General features: G+C 69.4%; 14 protein-coding genes and 1 pseudogene. 6 read left to right on the top strand and 9 right to left on the bottom strand.

The features are described from left to right. Positions 1-190 precede the first annotated feature (190 nt). The 3 genes and pseudogenes from MJQ72_RS03780 to MJQ72_RS03770 all read right to left on the bottom strand — a co-directional run bounded on the left by MJQ72_RS03780 (position 191) and on the right by MJQ72_RS03770 (position 4,753). A complete protein-coding gene (locus tag MJQ72_RS03780; RefSeq protein ID WP_240597695.1) occupies positions 191-1,744 on the bottom strand; it encodes a GMC family oxidoreductase in 1,554 nt (517 codons plus the stop codon). Continuing rightward, a pseudogene (locus MJQ72_RS03775) lies at positions 1,741-3,251 on the bottom strand (APC family permease). The gene MJQ72_RS03780 and the pseudogene MJQ72_RS03775 overlap by 4 nt, the downstream one beginning before the upstream one ends. Before the next feature lie 17 nt (positions 3,252-3,268). Beyond that, on the bottom strand, positions 3,269-4,753 hold the full coding sequence (locus MJQ72_RS03770) for an aldehyde dehydrogenase family protein (protein WP_240597694.1): 1,485 nt from the start codon (positions 4,751-4,753) through the stop codon (positions 3,269-3,271). 216 nt (positions 4,754-4,969) lie between these two features. Between MJQ72_RS03770 and dxs the strand changes: the two genes are divergently transcribed. Beyond that, complete coding sequence (gene dxs, locus MJQ72_RS03765) at positions 4,970-6,874, top strand: 1-deoxy-D-xylulose-5-phosphate synthase (RefSeq protein WP_240597692.1); 1,905 nt, start codon at positions 4,970-4,972, stop codon at positions 6,872-6,874. A gap of 17 nt (positions 6,875-6,891) precedes the next feature. Here the strand turns inward: dxs and MJQ72_RS03760 are convergent, their stop codons facing one another. After that, positions 6,892-7,470: a TetR/AcrR family transcriptional regulator gene (locus MJQ72_RS03760; protein WP_240597690.1), complete on the bottom strand. Its 579-nt coding sequence runs from the start codon at positions 7,468-7,470 to the stop codon at positions 6,892-6,894. A 91-nt stretch (positions 7,471-7,561) separates the two neighbouring features. Here MJQ72_RS03760 and MJQ72_RS03755 point away from each other — a divergent pair, with 91 nt between their 5' ends. Continuing rightward, entirely contained in the window at positions 7,562-8,377 is an 816-nt protein-coding gene (locus MJQ72_RS03755) for an oxidoreductase (RefSeq protein WP_240597688.1), read from the top strand. Here the strand turns inward: MJQ72_RS03755 and MJQ72_RS03750 are convergent. Genes MJQ72_RS03750 through MJQ72_RS03730 form a run of 5 tightly spaced genes read right to left on the bottom strand, consistent with a single transcriptional unit; the run spans position 8,374 to position 15,314 of the window. Then, the gene (locus MJQ72_RS03750) at positions 8,374-9,816 is read right to left on the bottom strand and encodes a cytosine permease (RefSeq protein ID WP_063274499.1); all 1,443 of its coding nucleotides are present in this window, start codon (positions 9,814-9,816) and stop codon (positions 8,374-8,376) included. The two genes, MJQ72_RS03755 and MJQ72_RS03750, sit on opposite strands and share 4 nt — an antisense overlap. A gap of 21 nt (positions 9,817-9,837) precedes the next feature. Further along, a complete protein-coding gene (locus tag MJQ72_RS03745) occupies positions 9,838-11,244 on the bottom strand; it encodes an aminobutyraldehyde dehydrogenase (protein WP_240597686.1) in 1,407 nt (468 codons plus the stop codon). Next, on the bottom strand, positions 11,241-12,890 hold the full coding sequence (locus MJQ72_RS03740) for a thiamine pyrophosphate-binding protein (protein ID WP_240597685.1): 1,650 nt from the start codon (positions 12,888-12,890) through the stop codon (positions 11,241-11,243). The genes MJQ72_RS03745 and MJQ72_RS03740 overlap by 4 nt, the downstream gene beginning before the upstream one ends. Continuing rightward, the gene (gene speB / locus MJQ72_RS03735; protein WP_240597683.1) at positions 12,887-13,840 is read right to left on the bottom strand and encodes an agmatinase; all 954 of its coding nucleotides are present in this window, start codon (positions 13,838-13,840) and stop codon (positions 12,887-12,889) included. Before speB ends, MJQ72_RS03740 begins: the two co-directional genes overlap by 4 nt. A 22-nt stretch (positions 13,841-13,862) precedes the next feature. Beyond that, positions 13,863-15,314 carry a sodium:solute symporter gene (locus MJQ72_RS03730; RefSeq protein WP_240597682.1) on the bottom strand — a complete coding sequence of 484 codons (1,452 nt, stop codon included), beginning with the start codon at positions 15,312-15,314 and terminating at the stop codon, positions 13,863-13,865. Positions 15,315-15,425: 111 nt separating this feature from the next. On the opposite strand from MJQ72_RS03730, the gene MJQ72_RS03725 reads away from it, so the two are divergent. The 4 genes from MJQ72_RS03725 to MJQ72_RS03715 all read left to right on the top strand — a co-directional run bounded on the left by MJQ72_RS03725 (position 15,426) and on the right by MJQ72_RS03715 (position 18,792). Beyond that, complete coding sequence (locus MJQ72_RS03725; protein ID WP_256464120.1) at positions 15,426-16,643, top strand: PucR family transcriptional regulator ligand-binding domain-containing protein; 1,218 nt, start codon at positions 15,426-15,428, stop codon at positions 16,641-16,643. Then, the gene (locus MJQ72_RS44585) at positions 16,625-16,909 is read left to right on the top strand and encodes a CdaR family transcriptional regulator (RefSeq protein WP_256464119.1); all 285 of its coding nucleotides are present in this window, start codon (positions 16,625-16,627) and stop codon (positions 16,907-16,909) included. The genes MJQ72_RS03725 and MJQ72_RS44585 overlap by 19 nt, the downstream gene beginning before the upstream one ends. 81 nt (positions 16,910-16,990) lie before the next feature. Further along, the gene (locus tag MJQ72_RS03720; protein WP_007033550.1) at positions 16,991-17,668 is read left to right on the top strand and encodes a response regulator transcription factor; all 678 of its coding nucleotides are present in this window, start codon (positions 16,991-16,993) and stop codon (positions 17,666-17,668) included. Then, positions 17,665-18,792 (top strand): cell wall metabolism sensor histidine kinase WalK, encoded by a 1,128-nt coding sequence (locus tag MJQ72_RS03715; RefSeq protein WP_240597681.1) that lies wholly within the window; start codon positions 17,665-17,667, stop codon positions 18,790-18,792. Before MJQ72_RS03720 ends, MJQ72_RS03715 begins: the two co-directional genes overlap by 4 nt. The last annotated feature ends 6 nt before the right edge of the window (positions 18,793-18,798 follow it).

Raw genomic sequence — 18,798 nt, 5'->3', positions numbered from 1 at the left:
AGGCGCGGCGCGAAAGGCGCGACGCGCGACGAAATCAGCGCTCGGGAGGTCTCACAGGGTGTACAACGGCGGGCCCTCGGCTCGGCGACGTGGTCCGGCAGCACGGTAATGGCCCGGCGGCGGCCGCTCCACCGGTTTTCGGGCACGAAAAGGCCCCCTGGCCGAAACCAGGGGGCCGAACGAGCGAGTCCTACGAGCGCGCGTCCTCCTTCAGCATGTCCGCGCACTTCTCACCGATCGCCATCGTCGTGATGCACGGGTTCACCGCGACCAGGAACGGCATCGCCGAACCGTCGGCGACCCGCAGGCCTTCGACGCCGCGCACGCGCAGCCGGGCGTCCAGGACGGCCATCGGGTCGCCGTCGCCGCCCATTTTCGCGGTGCACGACGGGTGATAGACCGTGTTGTGCGTCTTGCGCAGGTAGTCCGCGATCTCGTCGTCGGTCTTGACGTCCTTGCCGGGCGCCAGTTCCGTGCCCGCCCATTCGTCGAGTGCGGGCTGCTCGGCGATCTTGCGCGCCAGTTTGATGCCGTAGGTCATCACGCGCATGTCGTGCTCGTCGGTGAAGTACCGCGGGTCCACCTTCGGCTTGTCCCGGTAGTCGCGGCTGCGCAGCCGCACGGTGCCGGTCGACCGTGACCGGGTGACGTTCGGGGTCAGGCAGAAACCGTTCTCCGTGGTGGGATACCCCTGCCGGAGCGTGTTCATGTCGAACGGCACCGAGCCGTAGTGGAACATCAGGTCCGGCCGGTCGAGGCCGTCCTCGGTGGTGGTGAAGATGCCGATCTCCCACCATTGCGTGGATTCGGTGGTCATCGGCTGCAGCGCGTCCCACTGGATGACGCCTTCGGGGTGATCCTGCAGGTTCTCGCCGACACCGGGGGAGTCCACCAGGACGTCGACGCCGACCTCGCGCAGATGCTCGGCGGGGCCGATCCCGGACAGCATCAGGAGTTTCGGGGTGTCGATCGCGCCCGAAGACAGGATCACCTCGCGCCGCGCGCGCAGCCGGACGCCGTGGATCAGGTCGTCGGCGAGGTATTCCGCGCCGGTGCAGCGTTTGCCGTCGAACAGCAGCCGCCGGACGCGGGCACCGGTGATGATCTCCAGATTCGGCCGCTTGCCGATGATCGGGTGCAGGTACGACACCGACGCCGACGACCGCGTGCCGTCCTCGCGCGCGTTGATCTGGAACCAGTTCGCCCCGTGTGTCACGGTTTTGCCCGAGTTGAACTCCGTCCTCGGGATCCCCGCCTGCTCGCACGCCTGCAGCAGCGCGACGCCGGTCGGGTCGTTCGGCGGCACCGAGCGGATGGTCACCGGACCCGAGCGGCCGTGGTGGTCACCGGGGCCGTCGTTGGTCTCAAGACGTTGGTACAGCGGGAAAACATCCTTCGAAGACCAGCCGGGCAGGCCGAGGGACGCCCATTCGTCGAGGTCTTCGGCCGGTGCCCAGAACGCGATACACGAGTTGTGCGACGAGCAGCCGCCGAGCACCCGCGCGCGGGCGTGCCGCAGGAACGAGTTGCCGGATTCCTGCGGCTCCACCAGGTAGTCCCAGTCGTAGCCGGATTCCAGCAGGGCCATCCACTTCGTCAGTTCCAGCACCGCCGGATCGTCCACATCGGACGGTCCGGCTTCGAGGAGGGCCACGGTGACGTCCGGATCCTCCGAGAGTCTCGCCGCGACCACCGAACCCGCCGTCCCGCCGCCGACGACGATGTAGTCGAACTCTCCGGTCACTGTGCTGCCTCCTCGGGAAGTGCTTCCGCGGCGTGATCGGCTAGGACGCCGCTCTTGTGCCGCAGGACGAACCAGTAATACGCGAAACCGACGACCGCCACCGCGCCGACGAACAGCACGGCCCCCATTCGAGGTACCAGTGATACGGCTCGGTCGCGTTGTAGACCTCGCGCCGCGGCCAGGCCAGGTTCACCACGATCGCGCCGCCCCACAGCACGCCCAGGATGTTGACCGGCAGCCCCAGCTTGCCGAGCGAGAAGTACTTGGTGCCCGCCACCTTCGGCGGCGGCCACTGCCCGCGGAAACGCTTGACCAGCATCGGGACGGTGACCAGCAGGTACGCCAGGTAGATCATGATGATGCCGATACTGGTGATCACCGTGAAGATCTGCGGCTGGCCGACGTTCACCACCAGGATCAGCACCGCGATCACGCCGGACACGATGGCGGGGATCACCGGCGTCTTCGTCTTCGGCGACACCCTCGCCAGATGCTTCCCGGCGGGGAGGTTGTTGTCGCGGCCCATCGCGAACATCATCCGGATCGCCGCCGACTGCACGGCCAGATTGCACACGGTGATGGCGACGACCACCGCCAGTAGGAAGATCGTGCCGATCGTGCTGCCGAGGACGTCCAGCACGATGAACTGGAGCCCGCCGGTCGAGATCTCCGGGTTGTTGATGTCGCCGACGGCCATCAGCGCGAGGATCAGGATGAGCCCGCCGATGACGAACGACGCGATCAGCGCGCGCAGGATCGCCTTGGGCGCGTTCTTGCGCGGGTCGTGCGATTCCTCGCCGAGCGAGCTGGCGGTGTCGAAGCCGTACATGACGTAGGTCGACGCGAGCGACGCGACCAGGAACGCCCCGAAGTAGCCCCACGGCTGGTCGGCGCCGGTGTTGTTGGTCTGCATGACGACCTCGGGGCCCCGCGTGATGTTCACCGCGAGCGCGACGATCAGCAGGACCGCGGCGATCAGCTCGATGAACACCCCGGCGCTGTTGATCCGCGCCATCAGCTTGACGCCCCAGGCGTTCACCAGCGTCGTGAACACGATCAGCGCCGTACCCAGGATGACCGCGTTCACCGCGCTGTCGCCCGAGAAGGAGAAGAACGACGAGATCTGGGGGAGCGTGATCTGGTACGCGAGCGCGACCGCGGCGATGCTGACGATCGACGCGGTGAGCATCATCCACCCGGCCAACCAGGCGACGTGCGGGCTGCCGAGCCGTTTCGACCAGTTGTAGATCGAACCGGCGACCGGATAGTGCGCGGCCAGCTCGGCGAACGACAGCGCCACCATCAGCTGGCCGACGAACACCATCGGCCACGACCACCAGTACGCCGGCCCGCCGAAGCTGAAGCCGAAGTAGAACAGCTGGAAGGTCCCCGTCAGGATCGAGATGTAGCTGATCCCGGCGGCGAAGGTGTGGAAATTGCCGAGCGTTCTTTCGAGTTCCTGTTTGTAGCCGAAACCGGCCAAGCCGTCGTCGGAAGGATTGCTCATCGGCAATTTTCCCCTCTTCAGTTGGACGCGGGCTCCCCGGAGAACCAGCGCTGTGGAGCGGGCCGGAGGTTCTGGTAGATGTGCTTCGCCTCCGTGTACTCGGCGAGCCCGGTCGGGCCGAGTTCGCGCCCGAAGCCGGACTGTTTGTAGCCGCCCCATTCCGCCTGCGGCAGATACGGGTGGAAGTCGTTGATCCAGATCGTGCCGTGCCGCAGCCGGTTCGCGACCCGCTGCGCGCGGGAGGCGTCCGAGGTGAACACCGCGCCGGCGAGGCCGTAGTGGGTGTCGTTGGCGATGCGGACGGCGTCGTCCTCGTCGGTGAAGGTCTCGACGGTGAGCACCGGGCCGAACGATTCGTCGACGACGGCGCTGCTGCCCTGCTTCACGTTGTCGAGGATGGTCGGCAGGTAGTAGTGCCCCTTCGCGAGCTCGCGATCGTCGGGGCGTTTGCCACCGGTGCGCAGGACGGCGCCCTCTTTGAGCGCCGCGGCGACGTAACGTTCGATCTTTTCCAAATGGGCGGCCGAGATCAGCGGGCCGGTTTCAGCCTTCGGGTCGAAAGGTCCACCCAGTCGGATCAGTTCGGCGCGGCGGACGAGTTCGTCGACGAACCGGTCATGCCATTCCTCCTGGACGATCAGACGCGCGCCCGCCGAGCAGACCTGCCCGGAGTGCAGGAACACCGCGGTCAGCGCGTAGTCGACGGCGGTCTCGAAGTCCGAATCGGCGAAGACGACGTTCGGGTTCTTGCCGCCCAGTTCCAGCGCGACCTTCTTGATGGTCGCGGCCGCGGAGGCGGCGATGATCTTGCCGGTCGCGAGGCCGCCGGTGAACGACACGAGGTCGACGTCCGGATGCTCGGACAGCGGTGCCCCGGCCTGCGCGCCGGCGCCGAGCACCAGGTTCGCGACGCCGCCGGGGAGCCCGGCCTCGGTCAGCAGTTTCATCAGCATGATCGAGGTGTGCGGGGTCAGCTCGCTGGGCTTGAGGACGAAGGTGTTGCCCGCCGCGAGCGCGGGGGCGACCTTCCAGATGGTCTGCAGGAGCGGGTAGTTCCACGGCGTGATCAAGCCGCAGACGCCGACCGGCTCGTGCACGATCCGGCTGAACGCGTCCGGGTTGCCGGTGTCGACCACGCGGCCCGCGTCGTTCGCGGCGAGCTTGCCGAAGTAGCGCAGGCACGCGGCGATGTCGGCCATGTCGTATTCGCTCTCGACCAGCCGTTTCCCGGTGTCGAGCGATTCGGCGCGGGCGAAGGCGGCGGCGTCGCGGTCGAGCAGGTCGGCGGCCTTCAGCAGCAGGTCACCGCGTTGCGGGGCGGGTGTGTGCGGCCACGGGCCGGTGTCGAACGCCTTCCGCGCGGCGGCGATGGCGGCTTCGGTGTCCTCCCTGGTGCCCTCGGCGACCTCCGCGACCAGCGACCCGTCCGCGGGGCAGCGGATCTCCCGGCGACCACCGCCGACCGCGTCGACCCACTCGCCACCGATGAAAAAGTCCGCCATCAAGCCCTCCGAACCGGCTTCTGCTCAACCGTCGATCAGCGATTATCGCGGCCACCCGACGTGACCGCTACTTGGCAAAAGAGACCATGTTCACACCCTTGGGTGTCGAGTGGTGATTTTCTGACATGTGACCCGTGACGCGGCGGACGGAAGACTCTCAGGCGACCTCCGTAGACTGGTCGGAACGGCGGAAGAGGAACCAGGCGAGGTGGGAGAGTGACGTTGCTCGAGTCCGTGCACGGACCGGCCGACTTGAAGCGGATGACCCAGGACCAGCTCGGCGAGCTGGCCGCGGAGATCCGGGACTTCCTCGTCGAGAAGGTGCGGCTCGCCGGTGGTCACCTCGGCCCGAACCTGGGTGTGGTCGAGCTGACCATGGCGCTGCACCGTGTCTTCGATTCACCGGACGACGCGATCGTGTGGGACGTCGGCCACCAGGCGTACGTGCACAAGATCGTCACCGGCCGTCACGACGGCTTCGGCAAGCTGCGCCAGCTCGGCGGCCTCACCGGCTACCCGGCGCGCTGCGAGAGCGAGCACGACCTGGTCGAGAACAGCCACGCCTCGACCGCGCTGTCCTATGTGGACGGTCTGGCGAAGGCGTTCGAGCTCGAAGGCGGTGGCAGGCACGCGATCGCCGTCGTCGGCGACGGCGCGCTGACCGGCGGCATGTGCTGGGAGGCGCTCAACAATATCGCCGCGAACCCGCGCCGCCCGGTCGTCATCGTCATCAACGACAACGGCCGCTCGTACTCGCCGACCATCGGCGGCGTCGCGGACCACCTCGCGTCGCTGCGGCTCAAGCCGGGCTACGAGCGCGTGCTGGACCGCGGCAAGGAACTGCTGCGGCACACGCCCGTCGTCGGCAAGCCGATCTACGCGGCGCTGCACGCGGCGAAGGCGGGGCTGAAGGACGCGCTGAGCCCGCAGATGATGTTCTCCGACCTCGGCCTCAAATACCTCGGCCCGGTCGACGGGCACGACCTCGTCGCGCTGGAGAAGGCGTTCCAGAGCGCCCGCGACTTCGGCGGCGCGGTCATCGTGCACGTGGTCACCGAGAAGGGCCATGGCTACGAGCCCGCGGTGACCAACCAGGCCGACCAGATGCACCAGACCGACCCGATCGACCCGGAAACCGGCCTCCCGCCGGTCAAGGGCCCGAGCTGGACCGGGGTCTTCGCCGACGAACTGGTCAAGATCGGCGCCGATCGCGAGGACGTCGTCGCGATCACCGCGGCCATGCTGCGCTCGACCGGGCTGCACAAGTTCGCCGAGGCGTACCCCGACCGCTGGTACGACGTCGGGATCGCCGAGCAGCACGCGGTGACCTCGGCCGCCGGGCTCGCGATGGGCGGCAAGCACCCCGTGGTCGCCGTCTACTCGACCTTCCTGAACCGGGCGTTCGACCAGGTGCTGATGGACGTCGCGCTGCACCGCCAGCCGGTGACGCTGGTGCTGGACCGCGCGGGCATCACCGGTCCGGACGGCCCCAGCCACCACGGCATGTGGGACCTTTCGCTGCTCGGCATGGTGCCCGGGATGCGGGTCGCCGCTCCGCGTGACGCCGGAACGCTCCGCGAGGAACTGCGGGAGGCCGTCGCGGTCGAGGACGGGCCGACGGCGCTGCGGTTCTCCAAGGGCGGCGTGATCGACTCGGTACCCGCCGTGGAACGCGTCGGCACGGTGGACGTGCTGCGCAAACCCACCGGCGAGGCCGACGTCCTGCTCGTCGCGGTGGGCGCGTTCGCGATGCTCGGGCTCGCCGCCGCGGACCGGCTGGCGGATCAGGGCATCGGCGTGACCGTGGTGGACCCGCGCTGGGTCGTCCCGGCCCCGGCCGAACTGGTGGCGCTGGCCGAGCAGCACAAGCTCGTCGTGACCGTCGAGGACAGCGGGCGGCACGGTGGCTTCGGCTCCGCGCTGGCCGCGCTGTTCCGTGACGCCGAATGCGACGTGCCGCTGCGGGATCTCGCGGTGCCGCAGATGTTCCACGACCACGGTTCGCGTGAAGAGGTGCTGGCCCGTGTCGGGCTCACCGCGCAGGACGTGGCGCGGCGGGTGACCGAGTGGTCGGCGAAGCTGGCGAGCCGGACTCCGGCGCCGGAGGACACGCGGCGCTGAAGGGGACTTTCCCCGCATCAGACGCGGTGAAGGACGCTTTCCTCGCATGTCATGCGAGGAAAGCGTCCTTCAGCCCCCACGATCCGGCCGACCGCGCGGACGACGAGGTCGCGGGTCGCGGTGGGGGAGGAGAACCCGAGGATCGACAGGTGCACGACGAGGCTCAGCAGTTCCTCGGCGTCGAAGTGGTCCGGCACGGTGCCCGCGCGTTGCGCGTCCCGGATCGCGGCGACCTTGTCCGCGTGCGCCCGGACCTCGGCCTCCGGCGTCGCGTCGAAGCCGTTCTCTAGGCGCAGCCAGCCCATGAGCCGGAGGAGATGGGGATGTTCGAGGTAGCGGTCGAACAGCTTCCCCGCGTAGCCGGGCAGGTCTTCGGGGGTGATCGTGAGGGTCCGGATGGCGAGGTCCACCTGCTCCTGGACGACCATCTCGAACAGGTATTCCTTGCTGCAGAAGTAGGCGTAGATCAGCGCCTTGTTCGCGCCCGCGTTCTTCGCGATGCGATCCACCCTGGCGCCGGCGATGCCGTACGTCGCGAACTCCGTCGTCGCCGCGTCCAGCAGTTTCCGCTTGGTCGCTTCCTTGTCCCTGACCATATGACCCAGTCTAACTAACCGGTTGGTTGACAGCCAGTCTGGACGCGTGGCACCCTGAGTTGGCAACCAACTGGTTAGTTAGGAGAGGGACATGAAGGTCGCACTGGTCACGGGCGCTTCCGCGGGGATCGGCGAAGCCACGGCGCTCGCGCTGCAGGAGGCGGGCTACACGGTCTACGGCGCCGCGAGGCGCGTCGAGCGGATGGCGGGGCTCGCCGAACGCGGGGTCAAGGTCCTCGCGATGGACGTCACCGACGACGCGTCGATGGTCGCGGGCATCGAGCGGATCATCGAGGAGTCCGGTCGCATCGACGTCCTGGTCAACAACGCGGGCTACGGTTCGTACGGCGCCTTCGAGGATGTGCCGCTCTCGGAAGGGAAATACCAGTTCGAGGTCAACCTGTTCGGGCTCGCGCGGCTCGTCCAGCTGACCACGCCGCATATGCGTGCCCAGGGGACAGGCAAGATCGTGAACATCTCGTCGATCGGCGGCAAGATCTACGAACCGCTCGGCGGCTGGTACCACTCGACGAAGTTCGCGGTCGAAGGCCTGAGCGACTCACTGCGGCTGGAGCTGAAGCCGTTCGGCATCGACGTCGTGGTGGTCGAGCCCGGCGCCATCAAGACCGAATGGGGCGGCATCGCCATCGAGAACCTGATGAAGACCTCGGGCGACACCGCTTACGCGCCGCAGGCCAAGGCCTTGGCGAAGTTCTTCGACCAGGCCGCGCGCGGTTCCCACCCCAAGGTGATCGCCGACGTCATCCTGAAGGCCGTCCGGGCCCGGCGCCCGAAGACCCGCTACGCCGCCGGTTTCGGGGCGAAGCCGATCCTGTTCGTGCGCCGGGTGCTCCCGGACCGCGCCTTCGACGCGGTGTTCCTCGGGGCGCTGCGCCGTTTCGCCTAGACGGCGACGGCCGGTTCCGCGACAGGCTCCGCGTACGAGTAGACCTCCCGCGGCTCGGGGAAGAGCTTCACCAGCACGGGGTACGCGATCGCCGCCGTGCACAGCGTCACCACCATGCTGATGTCGACGCCGCCCGCGATGTCCTTGAACGGCCCGGCGATCATCGGGGTGTTGGCCGTCAGCAGGCCCAGCGTCGTCGCCGGGATCCACGCGGCCATCGCGCGCCAGTTCACGCCGCGGGTGAACCAGTAGCGCCCGCCCTTGCGGCCCTGGTTGAAGACCTGGAGGTCGTCCGGGTCGTAGAACCCGCGCCGCAGCACGAAACCGATCATCATGATCACCATCCACGGCGAGGTGCACAGCACGATCAACGTGGCGAAGGCGTTGATGCTGGACACCATGTCCAGCACGAAATTGCCGACGAAGATGAACACGACGCTGAGCGAGCCGATCAGCAGGGTCGCCTGCACCCGGCTCAGCTTCACGAAGATCGAGCTGAAGTCCAGCCCGGTCCCGTAGAGCGACGTCGTGCCGGTGGACAGCCCGCCGATCAGCGCGACCACGATCAGCGGGATCGCGTACCAGAGCGGGGAGATCGCGGTCAGGCCGGTGATGTAGTCGGCCGGATCCGCGACCAGGGTCGCGGTGGCGATGCCGAACCCGAACGGCAGCAGCGTCGCCACCTGCGCCAGGAACGGCGCGGCCAGCAGCGAACGGCGGCTGTGGCGTGCGGGGATGTAGCGCGTCCAGTCGCCGAGGAAGGCGCCGAACGAGATCGGGTTCGCCATCGTGGTGAGCGCGGCGAGGATCCACGTCGGCCAGAAGTCCCCGAGCGCGTAGGTGCCGGTGCCGGCGAACCCGGGGTCGAAAGTGCCGCCGTAGGCGACGATCCCGAGCAGCATGATCGCCGTGCCCAGCACCACGGCGACCCGGTTCACCAGCAGCATGAACCGGTAGCCGTAGATGCACACCACGAGAGTCGCGATCGCGATGACGCCGTACGCGACGCCGCGGAGCACTTCGCCGCCGTCGAAACCGAAAAGCCGTTGTGCCGCACCGGCGACGGCGTCGCCGCTCACCCAGACCGAGATGGCGAAGAAGGTGATCGCGGTCAGGAGGGAGAGGAAGGAGCCGACACAGCGGCCGACGACGCCGAAGTGCGCGCCGGAGGAGACCGCGTTGTTGGTCCGGGTGAGCGGGCCGAACAACGACATCGGCGAGAGCACGAGCGCGCCGACGACCACGCCCGCGACGGTGGCCGCCACCGCGGCCCAGAAGCTCAGGCCGAAGGCGATCGGGAGTGTCCCGAGGATGATGGTGGCGAAGGTGTTCGCGCCGCCGAACGCCATCCGGAACAGGTCGCGCGGACGCGAGGTCTGTTCTTCCGGCGGGATCGGCGCGATACCGTGCTGCTCGACTTCGGTGACCTTGTCACCCATGGGGACCTCCGGCTAAGAGCTTCAGGCGAAGCGGGTCATGACGTGCTTCACGCGGGTGTACTCGGCGAAGGAGTAGGACGAGAGGTCCTTCCCGTGGCCCGAGTGCCCGAAGCCGCCATGGGGCATTTCCGAGACCAGCGGCCCGTGGGTGTTGACCCAGACGCAGCCGAAGTCGAGTTCGCCCGAAACGCGGGTCGCGCGTGCCAGGTCGTTGGTCCAGATCGACGACGCCAGCCCGTAGGGGACGCCGTTCGCCAGGCGCACCGCCTCGTCCTCGTCCACAAAGGACTGGACGGTGATCACCGGGCCGAAGATCTCCTCCTGCACGATCTCGTCATCCTGGTTCAGGCCCGAGATCACCGTGGGGGAGAAGAAGAAACCGCGGTCGCCGGCGGGCGCGCCGCCGGTCTCCACACGAGCGTGCGACGGCAGCCGCTCGACGAGCCCGCGGACCCGCCCGAACTGCGCCTCGCTGTTGAGCGGGCCGAAGTCCTCGCCCGGAGTCTGCGCGGCGGCGGCCTTGGTCAGCTCCGCGACGAACTCGTCGTGGATCGCCGCGTCCACCAGGACCCGGCTGCCCGCCGTGCAGTCCTGCCCGGCGTTGTAGAACGCCGCGCCGACGATGCCCTCGGCCGCCTCGGCGAGGTTCACGTCGCCGAAGACCAGCAGTGGAGCGTTGCCACCGAGTTCGAGATGCGTGCGCTTGAGGTCGGCCGCCGCGACGGTGGCGACGTCGATGCCCGCCCGGGTCGAGCCGGTGATCGACACCAGTTCGGTGATCGGGTGCCTCACCAGCGCGCGCCCGGTGTCGCGGTCGCCGCACAGCACGTTGAAAGCGCCCTGCGGCAGGAACTCCGCCGCGACCTTCGCCAGCAGCACGGCCGTCGACGGCGTGGTCTCCGCGGGCTTCAGCACCACGGTGTTACCCGCCGCCAGCGCGGGGGCGATCTTCCAGACACCCATCATCAGCGGGTAGTTCCACGGCGCGATCTGCGCGCAGACACCGACCGGCTCCCGGCGGATCGCCGACGTGTGCCCGGGCAGGTACTCCCCGGACGCGGTGCCTTCGAGCTGCCGTGCCGCACCGGCGAAGAACCGCAGCGCGCTGACGCACTCCGGGATCTCCTCGTCCAGTACGACGGCGCGGATCTTGCCGGTCTCGCGGATTTCGAGCTCGGCGAACTCTTCCGCGCGGGACTCCAGCGCGTCGGCGATCTTCAGCAGCGCGAGCTGACGCTGGGCGGGTGTGCTCTTGCGCCACACCTTGAACGCCCGTTCGGCCGCGGCCAGCGCGGCGTCCACATCGGACTGCTCCGACAGGACACTGGTGCCGAAGACCTCGCCGGTGGCGGGATTCACCAGGTCGAGCGTGCGCGAACCCGACGCCGGGACCTCGGCGCCGTCGATGAGATTCAGGACCTGAGTCATTTCTTCTCCAGGTGGGTCGGCTCGAACATCTTCAGCAGGGCGGGGAGGACGACCAGCGACGGACCGGGTGTGCCGAGGGCTTCGGCAAGGTCCTTCCCGACGGTGTCCAAAGAGGACACCGTGGCCGGGACGCCGAAGGACCGTGCCAGCGCGGCGAAATCGGGCCGCGCGAGTTCGGTGGCCGTCGACTGCCCGAACGCGCCGGTCAGGTACTCGCGCAGGATGCCGTAACCGCCGTCGTCGACGACGAGCCACGTGACGTCCAGCCCGTGCTGGACCGCCGTGGCCAGCTCCGCGATGCCGTACATCGCGCCGCCGTCGCCGGACACCGCGAGCGCCGGGCCGCCGGTCGCCGCGGCGCCGCCGAGCGCGCCGGGCAGGCCGTAGCCGAGGCCGCCCGCGCCCTGCGCGGTGTGGATCGGCGCACCCTCGGGATTCCACGCCGACCAGGCCCAGTAGGCCGCGATCGTCATGTCCCAGAACGTCTGGGTGCCTTCGGGGATCGCCGCGCGGATGTCGTCGATGAGCTTGCGCTCGGTTTCGAGGGGCTGGCCGTCGAGGCGTTCGCGCACCTTGGCCAGCAGCTCCGTCACCGCCGCTTCGGCCGCGCCGTCGGCCTGACGGAACGGCACCTGCTCCAGAAGTCCTTGCAGGGCAAGGCGGACGTCGGCGTGGATGCCCAGGGCCGGGTAGTTCGACTCCAGCTTCCCGAGATCGGCCTCGACCTGGATCACCCGGCCGCGCGGGGCGAACTCGCGGTAGTTGCTGGACAGCTCGCCGAGCCCGGAACCCAGCACCAGCAGCACATCCGCGGCCGAGAGGAACTCGGTGCTGTGCCAGTCCTCCAGCCACGACTGCCCGGACAGCTCGTGATCCCAGCCGAAGACGCCCTTGCCGCCGAACGTCGACAGCACCGGCGCGCGCAGTGCCTCCGCGAGTGCCTTCAGCTCCGCGTGCGCGCCGGAGCGCAGCGCGCCACCACCGGCGAGGATCACCGGATTCTTCGCCGAGCCAAGGAGATTCGCGGCTTCGGTGATCAGCTCGGGCAGGGGCTCCAGCGGTGCGGGCCGCGCGGTCACGGACGTGATCCGCGGCAGATCCGTCGTCGCCAGCAGGATGTCCTGCGGGATCTCGACCCACACCGGGCCGTACGGCGCGGTCGCCGCCGATTCCCAGGCTTCGCGCAGTGCCGTCGGGATCTGGCTGACGGTGCGCACCACGTGCACCGACTTCACCACGTCACGGAAACTGGCCTGCTGATCGGGCAGCTCGTGCAGGTAGCCGTGCCGCCCGCCGCCGAGCCCGGCGACCGGGATTTGACTGGAGATCCCGAGCACCGGCACCGAGGCCGCCCGCGATTCCTGCAACGAAGCCAAAGTCAGCAGCGCGCCGGGGCCGGTCGACACGATCATCGGCGTCACCGGGACCGGGCCTTCGGGATCCGCCGCGAGCCGGGCGCGGGCGTACCCGTCGGCCGCGAACGCCAGATTGTTCTCCACCCGCGAGCTGATGACGCGCAGGTCGTCCGTGCGCCGCAACGCTTCGAACAGACCGAGCGCGTGCTGGCCCGGCAGGCCGAACACGGTGTCCGCGCCGAGCGCGTGGAGGGTTTCGACGACGACGTCGCCGCCGATGCGTTGTGTCATGCGCTCTTCCCCAAACTGAGCAGGCTCACCAGGTCGTAGGCGACGTGGGAAGCCGCGATGGCGGTGATCTCGGCATGATCGTAAGCCGGGGCCAGCTCCACCACATCGGCTCCGATGAGATTGCAGTCCCGCAGCCCGCGCAGGATCTCCAGCAGTTCGCGGCTGGTCATGCCGCCCGCTTCGGGGGTGCCGGTGCCCGGTGCGTGCGCCGGGTCGAGCACGTCGATGTCGACCGAGATGTAGAGCGGGCGGCCACCGATGCGCTGGCGCAGCGCGTCGACGGTCTCGGCGACCCCGCGGCGCATGACGTCGCCGGAGGTGACGATGCCGAATCCGAGGCGGCGGTCCTCTTCCAGATCCCGCTTGCCGTACAGCGGGCCGCGCGTGCCGACGTGGGACAGCGCTTCGGTGTCGAGGATGCCTTCCTCGGACGCCCGCCGGAACGGGGTGCCGTGGGTGTACGGCTCGCCGAAGTAGGTGTCCCAGGTGTCGAGGTGCGCGTCGAAGTGCAGCAGTGCCACCGGTCCGTGCTTCTTCGCCGCCGCCCGCAGCAGCGGCAGCGCGATCGTGTGGTCGCCGCCGACGGTCACCAGCCTCGTCCCGTCCGCGGTGAGCGCCTCGGCCTCGCTCTGCAGCGTTTCGATCGCCTCGCCGATGTTGAACGGGTTGAGCGCGATGTCGCCGGCGTCGGCCACCTGCGTTTCGGCGAACGGGGAAACGTCGAGTTCCGGGTGGTACGGGCGAAGGAGCCGGCTGGCCTCACGGAGCGCGGAGGGGCCGAAGCGCGCGCCGGGGCGGTAGGACACCCCGGCGTCGAACGGCACCCCGACGACGGCGACGTCGGCGTGCGCGACCTGATCGAGCCGCGGAAGCCTCGCGAAGGTCGCGAAACCGGCGAACCGGGGCACCTTCGAAGAGTCGACGGGTCCGATCGGGTTCTGCTCAGGCACTGTGTCTCCTTCTAACGGGTTTTCAGGACTGCGAAGCGGCGAGTTTCGCCTCTTCTTCTTCGGCGGCCGCGCTGCCGTTCAGGCGGCGGGTCCACACGGTGACGATTTCGTCGGAGGTCCGCGGGGTGAGGAAGCTGACCAGCAGGTACACCGCGAGGCTCGAACCGAGGCCCCAGTAGATCGGGCTGTTGGCCTCGACGCCGTCGACGAACATGAACGTGATGACCACGACGGTGCCGACGACCATCGACGCGAGCGCGCCCTGACGCGTACCGCGTTTCCAGGCCAGCCCGCCGATGATCGCCACCAGCAGGCCGCCGACGAGGATGTCGTAGGCGATGGTCAGCGCGTTGACGACGTCGTCCACGACCATCGCGATGCCGATCGCGACGATGCCGAGCACCAGCGTCGTGACCCGGTTCCTGCTGACCTCGTCGGCGGCCTTCTTGAGGCCCAGCTTGGAAAGCAGATCCGAGGTGCTGACCGTGGAGCAGGCGATGAGCGCGCCGCTCGCGGTCGACATCATCGCCGAGAGCGCAGCCGCGAGCACCAGCCCGCGGACCCCGGCGGGCAGCTGCTCCTCGACGATGGTCGCGAACGCGTCCTGCGCGCTGGCGAGGTTCGGGTACAGCGTCTTGGCCGCGGTGCCGATCAGCGCGCCGGCGAGACCGTAGACGAGGCAGTAGACACCGGAGATGACGCCGCCGCCGGTCGCGATGCCCGGCGTCCGCGCGGTGAACACGCGCTGCCAGATGTCCTGCCCGATCAGGAGGCCGAAGCTGTAGATGAGGAAGTAGGTGAAGATCGTGTCGCCGCCGATGGCGGTCAGCTCGAAGTAGCTCTCGTCCAGCCGCGCGGCCATCCCGTCGAAACCGCCCGCCGAGACGATCGAGACCGGCAGCAGGATCAGCAGGATGCCGATGGTCTTGATGACGAACTGGACGATGTCGGTCAGCGTGATCGACCACATGCCGCCGAGCACCGAGTAGAGCACCACGATCGAGCCGCCGATGGCGATACCGGCCCAGCTCGGCACGTTGAAGAGGACCTTGAAGATGGTGGCGAACGCCAGCGTCGAGGTGACGGTCAGCATCAGCGTGTAGCCCCACATGACCACGCCGGAGATGGTGCTGGTGGACCCGCCGTAGCGCAGGTCGAGCATCTCGCCGACGGTGTAGACGCGCAGTTTCACCAGCCGCCGCGCGAACAGCGTGTGCAGGACCAGGATGCCGACGCCGATCGCGATCACGAGCCAGGCGCCGGAGATGCCGTAGGTGTAGCCGAGCTTCACCCCGCCGACCGTCGAAGCGCCGCCGAGGACGACCGCGGACATCGTGCCGGAGTACATGAACCAGCCGAGGCGGCGGCCCGCGACGAGATAGTCGGATTTGGTCTTGGCGAGCCGCAGCCCGAACCAGCCGACCCCGATCATGCCCGCTATGTAGAGCGCGATCACCGCGTAGTCACCGGCCACGGTGTCCTCCTTGACTTGGGGCTGTTCGCTTCGTTCGGGTCACCGTAGGTTCGTTCGCGGCTTGAACGACATGGGATGATCCATCCGAAGTCATCGGAGATCGAGGATGAAATGACCCAAAGCAGCGCTCCGTTCGACTCGGATGTGAATGTCCCGTTACACGCCGTGGTCGGCAACCCGGAACTGGCACTCGACCCGGTCGTGGAGACCTTGCGCCCGGGCGCGCTCGACGCCCCGGTGCGCTGGGCCCACGTCAGCGAGCTGCTGGATCCCGCGCCGTACCTGCTCGGGGCGGAGCTGCTGCTCACCGCCGGGGTGAACCTGCCGGTGGAACCGATCGAGATCGACCGCTACGTCCGGCGGCTGGCGGGCAGCGGTATCTCCGCGCTGGGGTTCGGCCTCACCCCCGGCGCCTACGAGACGTTGCCGCCGCCTCTGCCGGCGGCGTGCGCCCGGCACGGTCTCCCGCTGCTGGTCGTCCAGCCGCGGACGCCGTTCCTCGCGATCAGCCGGGCCGTGTCGGTCGCGCTCGCCGAGGCGGGGCAGGCCGAACAGCGGCGGATCGCGGTCGCGCGCGAGGCCCTGACCAGGGCGGCGGGCGAGGGACTCGGCGAACTGGCGAGCGCGCTGGCCGGACGGCTGGGGGCGTGGGTGGCGCTGGTCGGCGACGGCGACGTCCTGGCCGCGGACCACGGGGCGCCGTCACCCTTGCCCGCCGAGGTCCGGGAGCTGGTCGCCACGCTGCGGGCGGGCCGGGGGATCCGCAGCGCGACCACGGAACTGGCCGACGGCACGCACGTCGTCGCGCAGCCGGTGTATCCGCAGGCGACGGCGTCGCATCTGGTCGTGGTCGGCCGCGTCGCGCGGTTCGACGGCGCGGACCGCTCGATCCTGTCGGTCGGGGCGGCGCTGCTCGGGCTGGCGGGCCGCGCGGGTTCGGACGCGGCCGGGCTGGGGGCGACCGCCACGGGGCTGCTGCTGGGCGAGACCAAGGTGATCGGCGGGGACGAACGCCGTCTGGTCGCCGGGGTCGCGTACCGCCGGGGGCCGAACGAGGTCGCCGTCCGCTACGACTGGCTGCGCGCCCGGCTCGACACCCCGCTCGTGCGGCTGCGGCAGGGGCCGCGCTTCGACGCGATCGTCCGCGAGGCGCCGGAGGCAGGCGACCTCGACCGGCTCCGTGCCGACGGCTGGCTCGCGGTGGTGGGTTCGCCCGTCCCGCCCGCACGGCTTCCCGAAGCGGCGGGCGAGATCGAGCTGCTGCTGACGCGGGCCATCGCGCTGGGACGGCCGGTGGTGGCGGAAGGTCCTTGGGGCTGGACGCGCTGATCGATCCGGGCGCCGCGGCCGGGTTCGCCGCCCAGGTGCTGGCGCCGCTGCGCGAACTCGACCGGAAGGGTGACCGCGAACTGGTCGGCACGCTGCGGACGTGGCTCGCGAACCACGGCGGCTGGGACCGCACGGCCGCCGAACTCGGCGTGCACCGCAACAGCGTCCGGCACCGGATCGGGCAGATCGAACGGGCGCTGGGGATGGATCTCGCGGATCCGGAGACCCGGATGCGGCTGTGGTTCGCCTTGCGTTGGGCCTCGTGAGTGGTAAAGACGGTTCTAACCGTCCTTGCCACTCACGAGTCCAATAAGGTCACTCTCAGGAATCTGTGGCAACGTAGGGTCGTGCGAATTCTGGTAGTCGAAGACGAAGAACCCCTCGCCGACGCGATCGCACGCGGCCTGCGGCGCGAGGGCATGGCGGTGGACATCGCGCTCACCGGGGACGACGGGCACGAGAAGGCCGCCGTCACCCGGTACGACGTCGTCCTGCTCGACCGCGACCTGCCCGGTATGTCCGGTGACGATCTGTGCCGCGAGATCGTCGCGTCCGGCGAGCTGACCCGCGTCCTGATGCTCACCGCGAGCAGTTCCGTTTCGGACCGGGTCGACGGGCTTTCCCTGGGCGCAGACGATTATCTCGCCAAGCCGTTCGCCTTCCCCGAACTCGTCGCCCGCGTGCGGGCGCTGGGCCGCCGCGCGACCCCGGCCGCGCCGCCGCTGCTGACTTCCGGCGACGTCGAACTGGATCCGGCGAGGCGGACCGTCCGCCGCGCGAGCGGTCCGGTGGAGCTGACCCGCAAGGAGTTCGGCGTGCTGGAGGTGCTGCTGTCGGCCGCCGGTTCGGTGGTCAGCAGCGAGGAACTGCTCGAACGCGTGTGGGACGAGAACGCCGACCCGTTCACCACCACCGTCCGGGTCACCGTGATGACCCTGCGCAAGAAGCTCGGCGAGCCGGGCATCATCGAAACCGTCGTCGGCTCCGGCTACCGGGTGCCGGAGCAGGGGACCGCACGCGGGTGAACCTGTCCGGTGCCCGCAGCCTGCGCGCGCGGGTCACGCTGCTCGCGACCGGGCTGGTGGCGCTGGTCAGCCTCCTGTTGCTCTGGCTGACCTGGAATCTGGTCGGCGACGCGGTTTCCGCCGTGCCGCAGCTGCCGCCGGGCACCACGGTGCGCGTCGACGGCGTCGAGGTCGACGCGTCCGCCGTCACCGAGCATCTGCGGGTCTACGCCCGGAACCGGGTGCTGCTGTTCGGCGCGGTCGCGTTCTGTTTCGTCGTGCTGGCGGCCGGGATCCTCGCGTGGACGTTCACCGCGCGGGTCCTGCAGCCGCTGCGCGAGATCACCGGCACCGCGCGCCGTCTCTCGATCGAGTCGATGGGGGAGCGGATCGGCGAGGTCCGCACGAAGGACGAGCTCGCCGAACTGGCCGAGACCTTCGACGACATGCTCGACCGGCTGCAGGCCGCGTTCGACGCGCAACGGCATTTCGTCGCGAACGCCAGCCACGAACTGCGGACGCCGCTCGCGGTCATCCGCACCGAACTCGACGTCACCCTGGCCGACGAGCACGCGGACGAAGCCGAATTACGCCGGATGGCGGGTGTCGTCCGCGACGCGACCGAACGGGCCGAGCGGTTGGTCGGCTCGTTGCTGCTGCTCGCGCGCACGGACGGCGCGGGACTGGTGGCCAGGGAACCGGTCGATCTGGCGGTGATCGTCGCGAGCGCGTGGCGCGCGGTGCGCACCGAAGCCGAAAAGCGCGGCATCCGCACCGAATTCGCGACCCCGGGGGCGCCGACGTTCGGCGATCCCGCGCTGCTGGAGCGGATCGCGGGCAATCTGCTGGAGAACGCGGTGCGGCACAACGTCGACGGCGGCTGGCTGGACGTCGTCACGCAGGCCGGTCCACAGTGGTCGGTGCTGCGGGTGCGGTCTTCGGGCGGGCTGCTCGATCCGGCCGCCGTCCCCGAACTGTTCGAGCCGTTCCGCCGCGCCGGCGTCGCCAGGACGGCCCGCACCGGTGCCGGGCTGGGGCTGTCGATCGTGCGGGCCGCGGTGCAGGCGCACGGCGGCACGGTGTCCGCGGAACCCGTTGTGGGCGGCGGTCTTTCGGTGACCGTGCACCTGCCCGCTCTGCCCTGACCCCGG

Source organism: Amycolatopsis sp. EV170708-02-1 (assembly GCF_022479115.1).
Lineage (GTDB): Bacteria > Actinomycetota > Actinomycetes > Mycobacteriales > Pseudonocardiaceae > Amycolatopsis.
The sequence above is the reverse complement of the archived record's forward strand: the minus strand, read 5'-3'. Positions and strand labels throughout refer to the sequence as shown.